Annotated in this window: 15 protein-coding genes and 2 pseudogenes (2 of these 17 cut by a window edge); 5 read left to right on the top strand and 12 right to left on the bottom strand. The window is 38.5% G+C overall.

Translation table 11 applies throughout. The features are described 5' to 3' along the window. On the bottom strand, positions 1–1394 hold a 1394-nt coding region (locus HYU69_07120; protein MBI2270115.1), incomplete at its 3' end, for an ATP-dependent metallopeptidase FtsH/Yme1/Tma family protein. A gap of 33 nt (positions 1395–1427) precedes the next feature. Then, positions 1428–1796, bottom strand: coding sequence for a ribosome silencing factor (rsfS, locus tag HYU69_07115; protein MBI2270114.1), 369 nt, complete (start codon positions 1794–1796; stop codon positions 1428–1430). Positions 1797–1895: 99 nt separating this feature from the next. On the opposite strand from rsfS, the gene HYU69_07110 reads away from it, so the two are divergent. Further along, positions 1896–2648: a biotin--[acetyl-CoA-carboxylase] ligase gene (locus HYU69_07110; GenBank protein ID MBI2270113.1), complete on the top strand. Its 753-nt coding sequence runs from the start codon at positions 1896–1898 to the stop codon at positions 2646–2648. 43 nt (positions 2649–2691) lie between these two features. Here HYU69_07110 and HYU69_07105 read toward each other — a convergent pair whose 3' ends face one another. The 4 genes from HYU69_07105 to HYU69_07090 all read right to left on the bottom strand — a co-directional run bounded on the left by HYU69_07105 (position 2692) and on the right by HYU69_07090 (position 4540). Next, the gene (locus HYU69_07105) at positions 2692–3021 is read right to left on the bottom strand and encodes a DUF86 domain-containing protein (GenBank protein MBI2270112.1); all 330 of its coding nucleotides are present in this window, start codon (positions 3019–3021) and stop codon (positions 2692–2694) included. After that, positions 3014–3304: a nucleotidyltransferase family protein gene (locus tag HYU69_07100; GenBank protein MBI2270111.1), complete on the bottom strand. Its 291-nt coding sequence runs from the start codon at positions 3302–3304 to the stop codon at positions 3014–3016. The genes HYU69_07105 and HYU69_07100 overlap by 8 nt, the downstream gene beginning before the upstream one ends. Positions 3305–3409: 105 nt before the next feature. Continuing rightward, on the bottom strand, positions 3410–3808 hold the full coding sequence (locus HYU69_07095) for a hypothetical protein (GenBank protein MBI2270110.1): 399 nt from the start codon (positions 3806–3808) through the stop codon (positions 3410–3412). A 72-nt stretch (positions 3809–3880) separates the two neighbouring features. Then, on the bottom strand, positions 3881–4540 hold the full coding sequence (locus HYU69_07090; protein MBI2270109.1) for an orotate phosphoribosyltransferase: 660 nt from the start codon (positions 4538–4540) through the stop codon (positions 3881–3883). Between the two features lie 38 nt (positions 4541–4578). Here HYU69_07090 and HYU69_07085 point away from each other — a divergent pair, with 38 nt between their 5' ends. After that, a complete protein-coding gene (locus HYU69_07085; GenBank protein ID MBI2270108.1) occupies positions 4579–5202 on the top strand; it encodes an NUDIX hydrolase in 624 nt (207 codons plus the stop codon). 210 nt (positions 5203–5412) lie between these two features. Here HYU69_07085 and HYU69_07080 read toward each other — a convergent pair whose 3' ends face one another. Both HYU69_07080 and HYU69_07075 read right to left on the bottom strand, forming a co-directional pair. Beyond that, positions 5413–5826, bottom strand: a complete 414-nt coding sequence (locus tag HYU69_07080) for an EamA family transporter (protein ID MBI2270107.1) — start codon at positions 5824–5826, stop codon at positions 5413–5415. 15 nt (positions 5827–5841) lie between these two features. Then, positions 5842–7065, bottom strand: a complete 1224-nt coding sequence (locus tag HYU69_07075) for a spore maturation protein (protein MBI2270106.1) — start codon at positions 7063–7065, stop codon at positions 5842–5844. 352 nt (positions 7066–7417) lie between these two features. Between HYU69_07075 and HYU69_07070 the strand changes: the two genes are divergently transcribed. From HYU69_07070 to hemW, 3 genes are all read left to right on the top strand, one after another. Then, on the top strand, positions 7418–10054 hold the full coding sequence (locus tag HYU69_07070; GenBank protein MBI2270105.1) for an AsmA-like C-terminal region-containing protein: 2637 nt from the start codon (positions 7418–7420) through the stop codon (positions 10052–10054). A 509-nt stretch (positions 10055–10563) separates the two neighbouring features. Next, on the top strand, positions 10564–11655 hold the full coding sequence (locus HYU69_07065) for a HAMP domain-containing histidine kinase (protein ID MBI2270104.1): 1092 nt from the start codon (positions 10564–10566) through the stop codon (positions 11653–11655). A 45-nt stretch (positions 11656–11700) separates the two neighbouring features. Further along, positions 11701–12834 (top strand): radical SAM family heme chaperone HemW, encoded by a 1134-nt coding sequence (gene hemW / locus HYU69_07060; GenBank protein MBI2270103.1) that lies wholly within the window; start codon positions 11701–11703, stop codon positions 12832–12834. 41 nt (positions 12835–12875) lie between these two features. Here hemW and HYU69_07055 read toward each other — a convergent pair whose 3' ends face one another. Beyond that, positions 12876–13757 (bottom strand): class I SAM-dependent methyltransferase, encoded by an 882-nt coding sequence (locus HYU69_07055; GenBank protein MBI2270102.1) that lies wholly within the window; start codon positions 13755–13757, stop codon positions 12876–12878. A gap of 149 nt (positions 13758–13906) precedes the next feature. Further along, positions 13907–14662, bottom strand: a complete 756-nt coding sequence (locus HYU69_07050; GenBank protein ID MBI2270101.1) for a response regulator transcription factor — start codon at positions 14660–14662, stop codon at positions 13907–13909. An 11-nt stretch (positions 14663–14673) separates the two neighbouring features. After that, a pseudogene (locus tag HYU69_07045) lies at positions 14674–16053 on the bottom strand (histidine kinase) (it continues 24 nt past the right edge of the window). After that, positions 16031–16053, bottom strand: a pseudogene (locus HYU69_07040) (tetratricopeptide repeat protein); it runs 538 nt beyond the window's last position. The pseudogenes HYU69_07045 and HYU69_07040 overlap by 47 nt, the downstream one beginning before the upstream one ends.

Below are 16053 nucleotides of genomic sequence, written 5' to 3'. Positions count from 1 at the left end.
ATGATTTGGTTTCGTTTTTCCAGTCCGCCAATGATACGATCAACAGCATCAAGAAAATCCTGCTTGCCAACGAGTTTTTTATCGTGACGGGCCGCGATAAGAGCAGCTTCATTACAAACATTGGCTATATCAGCTCCTGAAAACCCGGGAGTTTGTTTGGCCAAAAACTCGATATCCTGAGATGGTTCAAGTTTCAAAGGTTTTAAATGTACTTTAAAAATATCTCTGCGTTCATTCATATCGGGCATATCAACATATATCTGCCTATCGAAACGTCCGGCACGTAATAAGGCCCTGTCCAATATATCGGCACGGTTGGTGGCCGCTAAAATGATCACACCGCTGTTGGTGCCAAAGCCGTCCATTTCTGTCAGCAATTGGTTCAGCGTACTTTCACGCTCATCGTTAGCGCCTGTAACCGGACTTTTTCCACGGGCACGGCCAACGGCGTCGATCTCGTCAATAAAAATTATACATGGAGCCTTTTCTTTAGCCTGGCGGAACAGATCACGTACACGTGACGCACCAACACCAACAAACATTTCCACAAAATCGGAACCCGACAAGGAGAAGAAAGGAACTTTTGCCTCACCTGCAACCGCTTTTGCCAAAAGTGTTTTACCGGTGCCGGGAGGTCCAACCAATAATGCTCCTTTCGGAATTTTCGCACCGAGTTCGGTGTATTTTTGGGGCTGTTTTAAAAAGTCAACGATCTCTTTGATCTCTACTTTAGCACCTTCCAGGCCTGCCACATCATTAAATGTGATGTTCACATTGGTGTCCTTGTCAAATAATTGCGCTTTCGATTTGCCGATATTGAATATTTGTCCGCCGCCACCGCCGCCCGACATTCTCCGCATAACGATCACCCAGATAATAATGAGGATGATAGTAGGAATAAGGAATGTGCTAATGGGTTCGAACCAATTGGTTCGGGTGTCTTTTTCAGGGTAAATCTGGTCCTGTACCGGGAAATCCTTTTGTGCTTCTTTAACAGATTGTACAAAACTGGGAACATCTACAATTTTGATCTGGTAATGCGGCCCGGGATTAGGTCCGCCGCCAACACTTTTAAGGCGCACACCTTCATACTGCGCTAAAGCAAGGCTGTCTTTTTTAATGAATATCTCCGCTTCTTCACCATTTACAACAACAATTTTTTCAACATGCTTTTTCTTGAGCATTTCCTCCTGGAACTTACCCATGGTTATTTTTTTTATTTCGCCGGTGAAGCTAAAAAACTGAATAAAGAGCAGAACAATGACTATGGCAGCATAGATCCAGTAAAAATTAAATGAATTTTTAGGCAATTGTGGTTTTTTCGAAAAGCGGTCTTTCACTTTATCAAACTGCTTTTTGCTTTCGCTTTTATTTGGAGTTGGGGTGTCGCTCATTTTATAAGTTAATTGTAATAGTAAAATTTAGTTTTATGCGTATTCAAGTACTTCTGCGTCTGCCCAAAGGTCTTCAAGATTATAGAACTCGCGTACATCAGGTAAAAATACATGTACTACAACAGTAACATAATCGATCAGGATCCATTGAGAATTTTCGTAACCTTCGGAGTGAAACGGCCTTTCGTTGGTCATTTTTTTTACTTCATCTTTAATGGAATCGGCTATAGCGCTTACCTGCGTGGTAGCAGTACCTTCACATATTATAAAATGTTCGCAAACCGCGTTTTCTATTTTTCTGAGATCCAAACAAACTATGTTCTGTCCCTTCTTTTCCTGTATGCTTTTTATTACTGCATCTACTAACGAAGACGTTTGAGAATTCTTTTTCTTTTTAGCCATTCAAAAAAATTGAGTTATTTTATAGCTTATAAGCCGCTTAATGCGGACCTAAGGCAAATTTAGGTGTAAAATTAATCATTTCTAACCGATAAACAGCCCTTGAACACGTTATTTATAGGCCAAAACAGGGTGGAATTAGTTACGGTCAATTCGACTAATAATTATGCCCTGGAACTGGCTAAAACCGGTAGAATTGCAGATGGTACGCTTGTCTGGGCCCACGAACAAACAGCAGGACGGGGACAACGGGGAAATGGATGGCAAAGTTCGCCCGATCTTAATATTACACTTAGTATAATACTGCGCCCCGAGCTGGATGCATATAAACAGTTTTATCTCACAAAAGCGGTTTCTTTGGGCGTGAAAGAATTTGTGGAGGATTTGATCGGGAATAGCAGTGAAGTGAGAGTAAAATGGCCCAATGATATTTATGTGGGCGATAAAAAAATAGCCGGCATTTTGATTGAAAATATTTTACGCGGAGAACAAATAAATACAACGGTTATCGGGATCGGGTTGAATGTAAATCAATGCGGGTTCAGTGCCGACCTTAAAAATGTCATATCACTAAAGCTGATTACAGGCAAAACCTATGATATTAAAACCGGCATAGATACTTTATGCGAACATATTGAGCCGCGTTACTTACAATTAAAGACCAATAAGCACAATTTGCTCGATGCTGATTATCACAAAAATTTATACCGCCTGGATAAATTATGTGAGTATGAAAAGGACGGAACTCTGTTTAAAGCCACACTAATCGGCGTGAACGGCCAGGGGAAGCTTTTATTGAAATTGGAAAAAGGGGAGACGTTAAGTTGTGATTTTAAGGAAGTGGGGTTTTTATAACTCATATTGATCAACACTCAATGTATATTACGCTACACACTTTCTATAATTTTTGTAAGTCAGCTATAAGTTTATCAAGGTCTTTTTGAACAATTGTCCATACTATTTTATAGTCAACACCCATGTAATCGTGAACAATCCTGTTGCGAAAACCAACAATTCTGTGCCAGTTAATTGAAGAATGTATTTCTTTAAAATCTTCGGGAAGTCTATTGGCGGCTTCTCCAATAATTTCAAAGTTGCGTATAACTGCATCGAGGGTTTTTGAGTCTTCAAGAAATAATTCGAAAGAAAGTCCTGCGGTGTACTTTTTTATTTTTCCAACGGATTCCAAAATATCAGAAATTAAAAGCTTGGAGTCGCGCTTAGACATAGTTCAGGTCTTGCTCTATTTGTTTAAAATATTGGGGCCTGATGCCATTTTTTGAAACGAGGTCTACTTTTTGTTTAAGCAGAGTTTCAAGTTCATTGGCTAAATCAATAAATTCAATTCCAATTGGTTTTTGAAAATCAACTAATATATCAACATCGCTATCCTCTCTTTGCTGCCCACGACCATAAGAACCAAAAATAGCAATTAAGCTAAGGTTATACTTTTCTGTCAACCTTAGTTTATGTTTTTTTAGTATGCCTTTTATGTCATTCAGAGTACTCATGACACAAATATACGAAAGTCCATTGATACTTTTTTAAACGCTAAAGTCCTCTAGACATGTTGAGCTGTGATTTTAGGGAGGTAGGGATTTGGGTGATGTTTAAACCTATTTAATCTCCTTCATCCGCTCCGCCAGCAAATTAAAGAAATTAGTAAGCGGCTTTTCAACCATCATTTTGATCATCGGGTTGAGCTCGGCTTCAAAAACAAGTTGTCCGCTTGATCTGTCGCTGCCAAGTGAAGAAAGGTGAGTATGTAAAATAAATTCGAAAGGCACTTTGCCGTGAGAAGTAATTTTAATGTGAGAGTGTGGTGTTGTTGCCAGGATCTTCATACCAATTGTGGCCATTCCGTTAATGGTAAATGTACATTCGGTTTCAGTGGAGGTCCAGTTAGTAACCTGGGAAGGCATTAGCTTTTGAAAATTGTTGAAATCACTTAAAAACATAAATACGTTTTCAACTGAATTCTCAATTTCTACTTTGGTACTTTCTATTTTGGTCATTTTATTAGGTTTCAGGTTTTGGGGTTTCAAGTTTCAGGTTGTGAAGTTTAACCTGAAACTTGAAACCTGAAACTATTTTGTACTTTTCATTTCCAATCCCCACTCAGCCGGATTTTTTCGCCAGCTTTCAAGCGAAGTGAGGTCTTTTTCGGTGATGTAATTCGATTTAAGTGCTTGTTTGACCAGTACTTCATAATCGCACAGCGATACCGCCTTGCATTTCGCTTTCTTAAAGGCATCATCGGCGGCTTTAAAGCCATACGTAAATATAGATATGAGACCTTTTACGGTGCATCTTTCCTTACGAAGCGCTTCAATCGCTTTTATGCTGCTGCCGCCTGTCGATATCAGGTCCTCGATCACAACAACCGATTGTCCGCTTTCAATAACTCCTTCAATTACATTCCCTAAGCCATGTGTTTTTGCTTCGGAACGGATGTATACAAAAGGCAATCCCATTTCCTGGGCCACCAATGCACCCTGGGCGATACCGCCTGTAGCAACACCGGCTATAACATCTGGCTTACCAAACTCGGCCATGATCATATCGACAAACAACTGGCGTATATTAGTGCGCACTTTGGGATATGAAAGTGTCCTGCGGTTATCGCAATAAATAGGCGATTTCCAACCCGATGCCCAGGTGAAAGGCTTGTTAGGCTGAATCTTTATAGCTTTGATTTGAAGTAAATTTTCGGCAATTTTAAGCGCGGCTTCCTCATTCTTTATCATTGGGCGAAGATAGTTATTTCTGAGAATAGTAAAACAAAATGTTAAAACCTGTGTATAAAATTTTTGCCAAAGATAAATGTGTTTACCTGGTCGACGATAAAAGTGCATTCCCCGATAGGAACGATGCGAGGATAATAACATTTGTAAGCGCCTCTCAGCTTATGAAAGAGTATGAAACATTCATTCAACAGGAGGGGCAGAGCGGACTTTATATTTTTTCAGCCGACCTTGAGTTACTTTGGAAAGAGTATAGGGGACTTTTTCAGCGCATTGAGGCCGCGGGAGGTGTTGTAAAAAACAGAAAAGATGAACTATTACTCATTTTCAGACATAAGAGATGGGATCTTCCCAAGGGGAAAATTGAAAAAGGCGAAGAGATTAAACATGCTGCTTTACGCGAGGTGCAGGAGGAGTGCGGAATTAAGGAAATAAAAATAATAAAGGAGCTTCCATCAACGTATCACACGTATTTGTTGAAAAATAAACATGTTTTAAAAAGGACCTATTGGTTTGAAATGAACTATTCAGGCTCCACCGACAAATTAATACCGCAATTGGAGGAGAGTATTACAGATGCGCGATGGATGAATGCGAAGGAGGTGTGGGAGGCTTTGAAAAACACCTATCCATTAATAAAAGAGGTGTTAAATCCTTATTCATAAAAATATTATTTCATCAAAATTCTTCTCTTACTTTTCTTTCTTGATAAAGAAAAGTAACAGGGGCAAATGTACTGTGTACATTTGAGCCAGCAGGTGGGCTGAAATCAAGACAAAGCGATCCTCACACACGTGGCTCACCGGCTCAAAACATTGTAATTATACGAACATTGATGAATCGTACTTATAGAATTATTGGTTTTGCAATGGAAACTAAATGATAATAACAATCGTACCACCAATTATTAATAATGCACCAACCAATGTTTTAAAGTCGACCGTTTCTTTGAGGATAACAAATGATAATAGGATCGTTAAAGCAATGCTGAGTTTGTCAACGGGCGCCACCTGCGAGAGTTTTCCGATCTCTAATGCTTTGAAATAGAATAGCCAGGACAAGCCTGTTGTGATCCCGGAAAGAATGAGAAACAGAAGACTGTGCTTACTAACGGTTGATATTGCTTTTGTACCACCTGAAAAAAAGGCAATACCCCAGGTTAAAAAAAGTATAACGGATGTGCGTATCGCGACTGCAAGGTTGGTGTCAATTCCCTTTATGCCGATCTTGGCCAGGATAGCTGTAAGTGCCGCGAATAAAGCTGAAAGCAACGCGAATATCCACCACATGTTTTTAATTTATCTCTACCTGAAGAATAAGTAAGCCACCAAAATCGCCGCAATAAAGCCGAACAGGTCAGCCAGCAAGCCGTATCCCACAGCGTAACGTGCCTTCTTAATTCCCACTGAGCCGAAGTACAACGCTATGATATAAAAGGTTGTATCCGCAGAACCCTGTATGGTGCTGGCTAAACGACCTGTGAATGAATCAACCCCGTGCGCATTCATAGCATCTATCATCATGCCCCGGGCCCCACTTCCACTCAGCGGTTTCATAAATGCAGTAGGAAGTGCGTCGGCAACTTCTGGCGGAATAGCCGTTAAAAATACTAATCCGTCGATAAGGTAATCCATAGCACCCGATGCCCTGAATACCGCAATGGCTACCAGCATAGCCACCATATAAGGAATGATCTTTATTGCAGTCTCAAATCCACTTTTGGCACCTTCTATAAATGCGTCGAATACATTCACCTTTTTTAATAATGCAGCCGTTATAAAAGCGATCATTATACCGAATAAAATGAAGTTGCTCACCAACTTGGAAACTGTCGCCAGTTGTTCGTGTGATAAGCTGCGGAAATAAAAAACAATACCGGTTATTATCGCACTTATACTTAACCCCCATGCTAATAATACAGGATCGAAGATATTGATACGTTGTTTTATGGCGACAGCCGTGACTCCGCCAATGGTGGCGAAAAATGAAGCAAGAAGTATTGGTATGAATACATCCGAAGGATCAGCGGCGCCGAGCTGGGCACGGAACATCATGATGGTCACAGGCAAAAGGGTGAAGCCCGCGGTATTGAGTACCAGGAACATAATCTGCGGATCAGTGGCACTTTCCTTGTCGGTGTTGAGGTCCTGCATGCTTTGCATGGCCTTTAAGCCTAATGGTGTAGCGGCGTTTCCAAGACCAAGCATGTTTGCGGAAAAGTTCATTACTATTTGTCCGATCGCCGGATGCTCTTTTGGTATTCCCGGGAATAAGCGACTGAACAAAGGATTTACCAGGCGTGAAAAAAAATTAATAGCACCGGCTTTTTCCCCGATATTCATCAAGCCCAGCCAAAGTGCCATTATTCCTGTAAGGCCGATTGAGATCTCGAATGCTGTTTTGGAGGAGTCGAATGTGCTGTCGACAAGCAGTTTAAAAATCTCTGTGTCGCCAAAGAACAAGAGTTTTATTAAGCCCACCACAAAGGCAATAAGGAAAAAGGCTATCCAGATGTAGTTAAGTGCCATAGTTTGTAGTAAACAATGAAAAAGGGAACAATAAAAATAACCCGAAATAAGTCTGAAAACTGAGAGGTAATATGAAAGTTAGAAACAAAGGGGTGTTAATACCTCATCCTCCGCCTTCACCAAATGGAGAAGGGGCTGATCCCATAAATTATGAGTTCTCTTCGGTAAGTGAGAGTTTATCACATAAAAGTTGAATAATAAAATGAAGGCAATTTACTCCTTCTCCTTTTCCTTTGGAGAAGGTTGGAATGAGGCACACTATTGTTATCCACTTTCCGTTATTAATAAGAAAATCAACCCTGCCATTTTACCGCTGTAATTTTTTAAATATTTGTAATCAGGGATATTCTGTATGGATATAAGCGGAGGTACTAAGCCACAAATAGAAAGTAAAAAAAAGCGTTCACGTTTTACGAAAATTGTGAAAGGATTTTTTATTGGTTTGCTGATCATATTGCTGCTGATCGTTTCGGGTGGATTTATGATCGGTTGTTTTTATGGAGATGAAGTAAAGGCATACGTTATTCAGCAGTTAAATACTCAACTCAATACCCGGGTAGTTGTCGATCCTCACAACATACGTTTTTCGGTGATCAGAAATTTCCCTTCCGCTTCAGTCGATTTCAATCATGTGCTCGCGCTCGATGCTATAACCTGGAAGGATAAAAATGACACGCTGTTCAGTGCCGGAACGATATCCCTGCAATTTAGCATTGTTGACATTTTTCGCAAGAATTATAAAATAAGAAAGCTTTACCTGGCGGATGTTGTTGTAAAGGTGAAAGTATATAAGAATGGGAAAGATAATTATCATTTCTGGAAAGCCACTGATAGCAGTAGTTCTGATAAATTATCTTTTGTGCTGGATAAAATACGTTTGAAAAATGTCAGCGTACAATATGATGATAAACAAAGTAAACAGTTTCACCGCATGACGATCAGCAAAGGGTCCCTGGCCGGAAAGTTAAGTGAGGAAAGATACGAGCTCTATGCAGATCTGCAGTTGTATATTGACCGGATATCATCCGACAGTACTATTTACCTGAAAGATAAAATGTCCGGATTTCGGGCCGGTATTTCCATTAACAGCAAAACACAAACGTATTCTGTAAATAATGGAAAGATCAAACTGGCGGATATGAACTTCGACCTGGACGGGAATATTACTTACCCGGATTCAACCACCACTTTTGATCTGCAACTAAAGGGCCGTGATCTGGACATTCGATCTGTTTTATCGCTTATGCCAAAAAAATACAAGGATAAAATTGAAGATTATTCCAGTGAGGGTAATTTTTATTTTGAAGCCGCGATAAAAGGTAAATACACCGGTGCGGAAGTGCCGCTGATAACATCCCGCTTTGGCATCGAAAATGGCGATATCCGGCAGACCAGATCCGATCTGGCTTTTAAACAGGTGCAGTTGCACGGACAATATTCAAACCTGGGCAATTCAAAACTTACCATAGACAAATTTTCAGGTAAACTTGACGAGGGGTTATTGAACGGGTATTTTAGTATTGAAAATTTTGATAACCCTTATATCAACCTGGGTGTGAATGCAGAAATGAATCTGAACAACTTTCAAAAGTTCATGCAGATAGATACTGTTGAATCCCTTGCAGGGCGGGCTATTCTCAATTTAACCTATAAGGGTAAACTTCCCAGGGGTAAAAGCGGGAAAAGTTTTGTCAGCGAAGATCTGAAGAAGGCCGTCACCTCCGGAAATCTTGAGCTGAGCGATGTAAGTATGCGCTTTAAGAACAGCAGTAATACGTTCGACAGTATAAATGGCGCATTCCTGTTTGACAACAGCAATATCGTTGTGAATAGGTTCAGCGGATACATTTCGGGCAGCGACTTCAGCCTGAAAGGCTTTGCCCGAAATATATTGCCGTACTTATTTCTTGATAATGAAGACCTTACTATTGAAGCTCAATTCAATTCCGACAAACTTGACCTCGATCAATTACTGGTAGATGAAGAGAAGACGACACGCCGTGATACTGTTTACGAACTTGCATTTTCGGAGCATCTTCATCTTGACCTCAGCAGTCATATCAAAGAGCTTAACTTCAGGCATTTCAGGGCAAGGGAGATCAAGGGACAGATCGTGCTTGAAGATAAAAGAATGAGCATTGACCCTATCTCTTTTGAAGCGATGGATGGAAAGATCAATGGGCGAGGAGCTGTTGATGGCAGCCGGGGCAATAAGATCATTATTTCATGCACAGCTTCACTCAAAAGGGTGAATATCAACAGGCTGTTTGCCGAGCTTGAGAATTTCGGACAAGCTACATTCACAGATAAAAACATCAAAGGATTTCTGACCTCGGAGATTCAATATATTTCTGAATGGAGCCCGAAGTTGGAAGCCAATCTGAATAAGGTATATGCCACCGCTGATATTAAGATTGAAAAAGGAGAAATTCTCAATTTTGAACCATTGAAAGCATTTTCAAAATTCATCAACGTAAAAGAGTTGGAAAATATTAAATTCGCCACCCTTGAAAATCAGATCCAGATCAGGGACCAGGTAATATTTATTCCTAAAATGGATATGAAAAACAGCGCGCTCAATCTGATCTGCTCCGGCAAACATACTTTTAATAATGAAATTGATTACCATATACAGCTTCTCATGCGCGAATTGTTAGCCAAAAAAGCGGGGGAGGCTAAAAGTGAGAATAAAGAGTTCGGCGAAATGGAGGATGATGGCTTAAGCCGCAGTCTTTTCATTTCCATGACCGGAACAGTGGATGATCCGATCATTAAATATGATAAAAGAGGAATGTTTCAGAAAATAAAGGATGATATTAAAAAACAAAAGCAAAATCTTAAGGATCTGTTACGCGAAGAATTCGGATGGTTCAAAAAGGACAGCACTAAAGTGAAGGATCAGAAGGAAGAAAAGAAAAGGGAAGATAAGTTCAACATTAAGTGGGACGAAAAAGACAAGGATGATAAAAAGGAGGACGAGGATTTTTAGTAATTGCTAACCTGAACAAGTAAGAATTACCTTCATTTATTATTGAGGAGTGTCTACAATTGGGTAAATTAGTCCCATAATCTGAATACTTGAATATTTATTCACAAAAACAAACCTGGAAGCTGCTGCTATTTATTGCGGCGTTGATCATTGTGGGTCTTTCACTTTGGTATACCAATACGCTTGTCAATAAGATAGCCGAGGACGAACGCAAGAAGGTGAAATTGTGGGCCGATGCTATCCGGAAAAAGGCCAAGCTGGTTCAATACACCAATGAATTATTTACAAAGATCACAAATGAGGAGCGAAAGAAAGTGGAGCTCTGGGCCAATGGGACAAAGCAGTTGGCCAATCCCTCCCTTCAAATGGAAGATGTGAGTTTTATTTTCGAGGTGATCAAGAACAATGAGACCGTGCCTGTTATCCTGGCCGATCATGATGGGAATATTATCTCATCCCGTAACCTGGATTCAGCACAGGCCAGTGACAAAGAATACCTGAAGCAGGAAATGGAGTTGATGCGCAAACAGCACGACCCGATCGAGATCACAATTTTAAGAGGACGAAAAAATTACCTTTATTATAAAGATTCGAAACTATTCTCTGAGCTGAAAAATGTTTTTGACGATCTTGTTAAATCATTCATCTCAGAGGTTGCTATTAATTCGGCTTCGGTCCCGGTTATTTTTACCGATTCAACACTCAAGCGGGTTATAGCTTATGGCAACATTGATTCCGCTACCATCGCCAGCCCGACCTTACTGAAGGAGTCTGTTGCCGAAATGGGATCGGCCAAAGAGCCTATTGTTATTGATTTTGGAGGAGAAGGTAAACAATATATTTTTTACCGCGATTCGTTTTTACTCACACAGCTTAAATATTATCCCTATGTACAGTTTGGTGTAATTGGCTTGTTCCTGCTTATAGCCTATACACTGTTCAGTACGGCGCGTAATGCCGAGCAAAACCAGGTTTGGGTGGGTATGGCAAAAGAGACGGCGCATCAATTGGGCACACCTCTTTCATCATTAATGGCATGGGTTGAGTATTTAAAAACGAAACAAGTGCCTCCTGAAACTATCACCGAACTGGAGAAAGACGTTAAGCGATTGGAAACGATAACAGAGCGTTTCTCCAAAATTGGTTCTGCTCCTAAACTTGAAAAGGAGAATATTTACAATGTAATGGAAGAAGCAGTCAACTATTTGAAAACACGCACTTCTAAAAATGTGATATACACTATTAAAGCACATGATGGCTTGCAGGTTGTCGCGCAGCTTAATGTACCCTTATTTGCATGGGTTATTGAAAACATTTGTCGTAACGCTGTTGACGCTATGGATGGCAATGGTTCTATTACAGTTGATATTTACGATCAAACGCAGTATGTGTATATTGATATTACCGACACGGGCAAAGGACTTCCCAAGTCGAAATACAAGGCTATTTTTAAACCCGGCTTCACCACCAAGCAGCGTGGTTGGGGTTTGGGTCTGTCACTCAGCAAACGCATCATCGAAAATTATCATGCGGGTGACATATTTGTGAAGTGGTCAGAACCCAATAAAGGAACTACCTTTAGGATTGTACTTAATAAATAAAATGTCCTCACCCTGCCCTCTCCGAAGGAGAGGGTTTTGACACACATGCCGGGAATTTATATACATATACCTTTCTGCAAACAAGCATGTAATTATTGTGATTTCTATTTTTCAACTTCTTTGAAAAATAAAGACGCCCTTTTGCAGGCTTTGAAAAAAGAAATAGTTATACAGAAAAACTACTTTCCTTCTCCTTCGGATGAGGACATTAACACTATTTACCTGGGAGGCGGCACCCCCTCCCTTCTCACTAAACAGGAATTATTGGGAATTTTTAATGAATTGAATAAATATTTCAGTATTGCTGCGGACGCGGAAATAACATTAGAAGCAAATCCGGATGATCTGACTTCCGAAAAAATAAAACAACTACACGATACTCCTATAAATCGTTTAAGTATTGGTGTGCAATCTTTTTTTGATGAAGACCTGCGCTTTATGAACCGTGCGCACACTTCACAAATGGCAGTTGATTCAGTTAAAACGGCGCAAAATAATGGATTTAAAAATATTACCATTGACCTTATTTACGGAACGCCGACCATGAGTAATGAAAACTGGTTGAGTAATCTTAATAAGGCATTTGAACTGAATGTTCAGCATATCTCCTGTTACGCGTTAACAGTGGAACCCCGAACAGCGCTCCATCATTCTATTATGACAGGTAAGTCAAAAAATGTTGATGATGAAAAAACAGCGCAGCAATTTGAATTATTGATTGCCGAAATGAAGCGCAATGATTTTACACAATACGAAATATCTAATTTTTGTAAAGAAGGATTTTATTCCCGGCACAACAGTAATTACTGGCTCAAAGAAAATTATTTAGGATTGGGTCCCTCGGCTCATTCCTATAACGGCGATAGCCGGCAGTGGAATGTGCGCAATAACAACCTTTATATAAAGGCTTTGCAAGAGAGCGAACTTAATTTTGAAAAAGAAATACTTACTCCTGATCAACAGTACAATGAATATATTTTAACTTCCTTACGGACAATTTGGGGTATTGACCTGAACCGTATTAAACAATATGGTGAAAACTATTTGGCTAATTGTACAAAGGAAGCTGAAGCCTACATAAAATCCGGTGATATTACTCTGCAAGACTCCCGCCTTTACCTCACGGATAAAGGAAAGCTGCTGGCTGATAAAATTTCGAGTGATCTGTTTGTGATTTAAAAGGTATCGATCACTATCCAATATTTCAGACCAATAGAGCCTTATTTTTTTACTGCCCAGGCTATTCCTTTCCTATGGTGAATTTCAAAAAAGTCAAACTCTCCAATATGTTTTGCCTTGAATTTATTCCAAACACCAATTAGTTTATAACTCTCGGGACCTATATCGTCAAAAACTATAATTCCATTTTCAGTTGTATGATTTACTATGTTTTCCAAATCTATAAATGCTGTAAGTTCATCGTGTGCTCCATCTACAAGTATATAATCGAATTTTTTATTGGGATTCATCTTAAAATAATCGGGAACAGTTTTTTTTGAATCTCCTGAAATGAATTTTATTTTATCTATATTAATTCCAAATAAGGCTAAATTTTTTTTGACCTTTTTTACAGCCTTGTTTTGAAGTATTTTATTAATGAGTCTGGTATAACGCATAGAAATATTAATATTGCTGTCTTTCCGTAATAGTTTTGTTAATAAAGACGATACCCAAGTAGTGCTAATGTATTCTCTCCATAAATCAAATGAAAGTATTTCTTCAATTTCAACTTTATCCTCGGGTTTATAAACGGATAACAAGGCTATAAGTGAACCACCTGTTCGGGTTCCAATTTCTAATATTTTTTTTGGTTTTCGTTGACTGCCGATCCAGGAAATAACCATACCGGTTTCCAAAAAAATACCATTTCTGATCAATTTTTTAGGGATACCTAATTCTTTCCAATAATAATCATTTGAATCAAGCGTTCGTAATTTCGACGAATTTTTTAATAATAAATATTTGTAACTTAATATCTGTTCAAACTCGATGGTAGACAAATTATGTATTTTGTCTTCACAATCTTCCTCAAATCTCTGTTCTTTCAATGAAGTGTAATACTTTTTTGCTCGATCGAATGGTTTTTGCTGTAGGGTTTTCATGTTTCTGTTTTAAGGATTTACCAGCTTATTTCTGGTAAAACTAAGCAAGGCAAAAAGCAGAAACGGACAATTCTAATTTCAGGATGTGTATTTCCATTTAATGGTAGGCAATTCTCATTTAACGGCGTATGGAGGTAGAACTTATTAGACTAAATATTGATTTTCTTGAGTTGATTTCTTAATTCGTCTTTCTTTCGACGGGAAACTGGTATTTGTGCATTGTCTTCCATTATAATATAAGGAGCCTCATTTTTAACATATTTTTTAATGTATTTTGAATTGATAAGATGAGATTTATGTACACGAATAAAACCATACTCTCCCAAAAGCCCATCATACTCCTTTAATGTTTTAGTAATTAAAATTATTTCTTTTGATATAAGATAGAATAGTGTATAACTTTCTTTTGCCTCACATCTCAAGATGTTATCAATCGGAACAATACGGTCGCTTTCCTGGGATGAGAGCACAATTTTTTTGGATACACTTTTTTGATTTGCGATATTATCCAAAAGTACTTCGATGATTTTTTTTGATGAATCTAAGGCAGGTTGGTCGGTAATTTTTTTTACGGCAATTTTCAGTTCATCAATATTAAGGGGTTTCAGCAAATAATCAACCGCGCTGAATTTAAATGCTTTTATGGCGAAATCATTATGTGCTGTAATGAAAATTATTTTGAAGTAAATAGAGACAAAATGTTCCAAAAGATTAAATCCTGTTCCATCCGGCATCATTACATCCAAAAATATGATATCGGGCACATACTTATTGATTGCATTAACTCCAGAGGCAACACTATTTGCTTCACCGACAACAGATATTTCCGGACAATGTTCCTTAAGATACCTGGCAAGTATTACTCTTAAATTTTCCTCATCATCTATTATAAGGGCCTTGATCATAACTAAAAGTATTAAGTTATTTCTTTATACGGAATCCGTAATAGAATTCTTGTCCCACATGATTCCTCCTTACTGTCAACTAAATCAATAATATCCACACTTATGACAATTCCATTTTGGCGATTAAGTATTTCTAATCTTTCCTTTGTTAATGACATAGCAAGTGATTGATGTGCAAGTCCAGCTTTCGCTCTTATTTCTTTTGCTTTCTTTCTACCGATGCCATTATCTTCAATTTCACAAATGAGCAATTTATTTTCATGTAATGAAAAATTGATACTAATCCGGCCTTCTCCAACTTTACTCGAAATGCCGTGAATAACAGCATTTTCAATATATGGCTGAATAAGCATGGAAGGTATTTCAATATTTTCAGGATCAACTTCTTTTTGTACATAAAAGGTGTAATCGAATTTGTTTTGAAACCGGAGTTTTTCAAGTTCCAGATAATCCTCCATCATGTGTATTTCATCTTCTAGAATAACAAGGGTTCTGCCTGAACTTGACAGAACATTTCTTATCAGCCGTGCAAATCTTGATAGAAAAACTCCCGCTGAGACTGAATCATTTCTGACAATATAGCTTTGTATAGAGTTCATTGAATGAAAAATAAAATGCGGATTCATTTGTGAGCGAAGGGTTTTTTGTTCGAATTCGATTAGCTGCTTCTCAAGTTCTAATTTTTGGCTTTCTCTATACCTGCTATACCAAAGAAATAATGCACCTATAATAAAAACACATCCAATTATAAGGAAGTATCTAAGTTGCTTTTCACTTTTAATTTGAGCCTCAGATAATTCCTTAGCTGACGTAAGTAATTTGATGGTCTTTTCCTTTTTTTCATTTTCATATTTCGCCCCTAATTCAGCTATTTTTTCCATATTTTTTTCATTAATCAAACTATCCCTGTAAATTATAAAATCCTTGTAATGCTGGTATGCCTGTCTGTAATTTCCTTCAGCACTGTCTAAAATGGACAAACTATAATAATTGTCTTTGATCTCCTTCTTCGCATCTATTTCTTGAGAAATTTGCATTCCCTTATCTAAATAATTCCTGGCTTCGGCAAATTTTTTCATGCGTGTATATAAATCCCCAATACTACGGTAAGAAAATGAAAGACCTCGTTTATATCCGGTTTTTTCCCATATTTTTACTGCGGAGATATAATTTTCAAAAGCTTCATCATAATTACCTAAGTAGAAATTATCCTCCCCTATATTGTGGTATGAATATGCCATACTAGCTGTGTCACCAATTTCTTTCTCAAGTTTTAAAGCAGTAAGATTAATCTTCAATGCTTCAGAGAAGTTGAACTGTTCATTGTAAGTAAGCCCAATGTTATTGCAAGCTTGGGCAATACAATGTTTATAACCAATTTCTTCTCCTAT

It is taken from the genome of Bacteroidota bacterium, from assembly GCA_016183775.1.
Classification (GTDB): domain Bacteria; phylum Bacteroidota; class Bacteroidia; order JABDFU01; family JABDFU01; genus JABDFU01.
The sequence above is the reverse complement of the archived record's forward strand: the minus strand, read 5'-3'. Positions and strand labels throughout refer to the sequence as shown.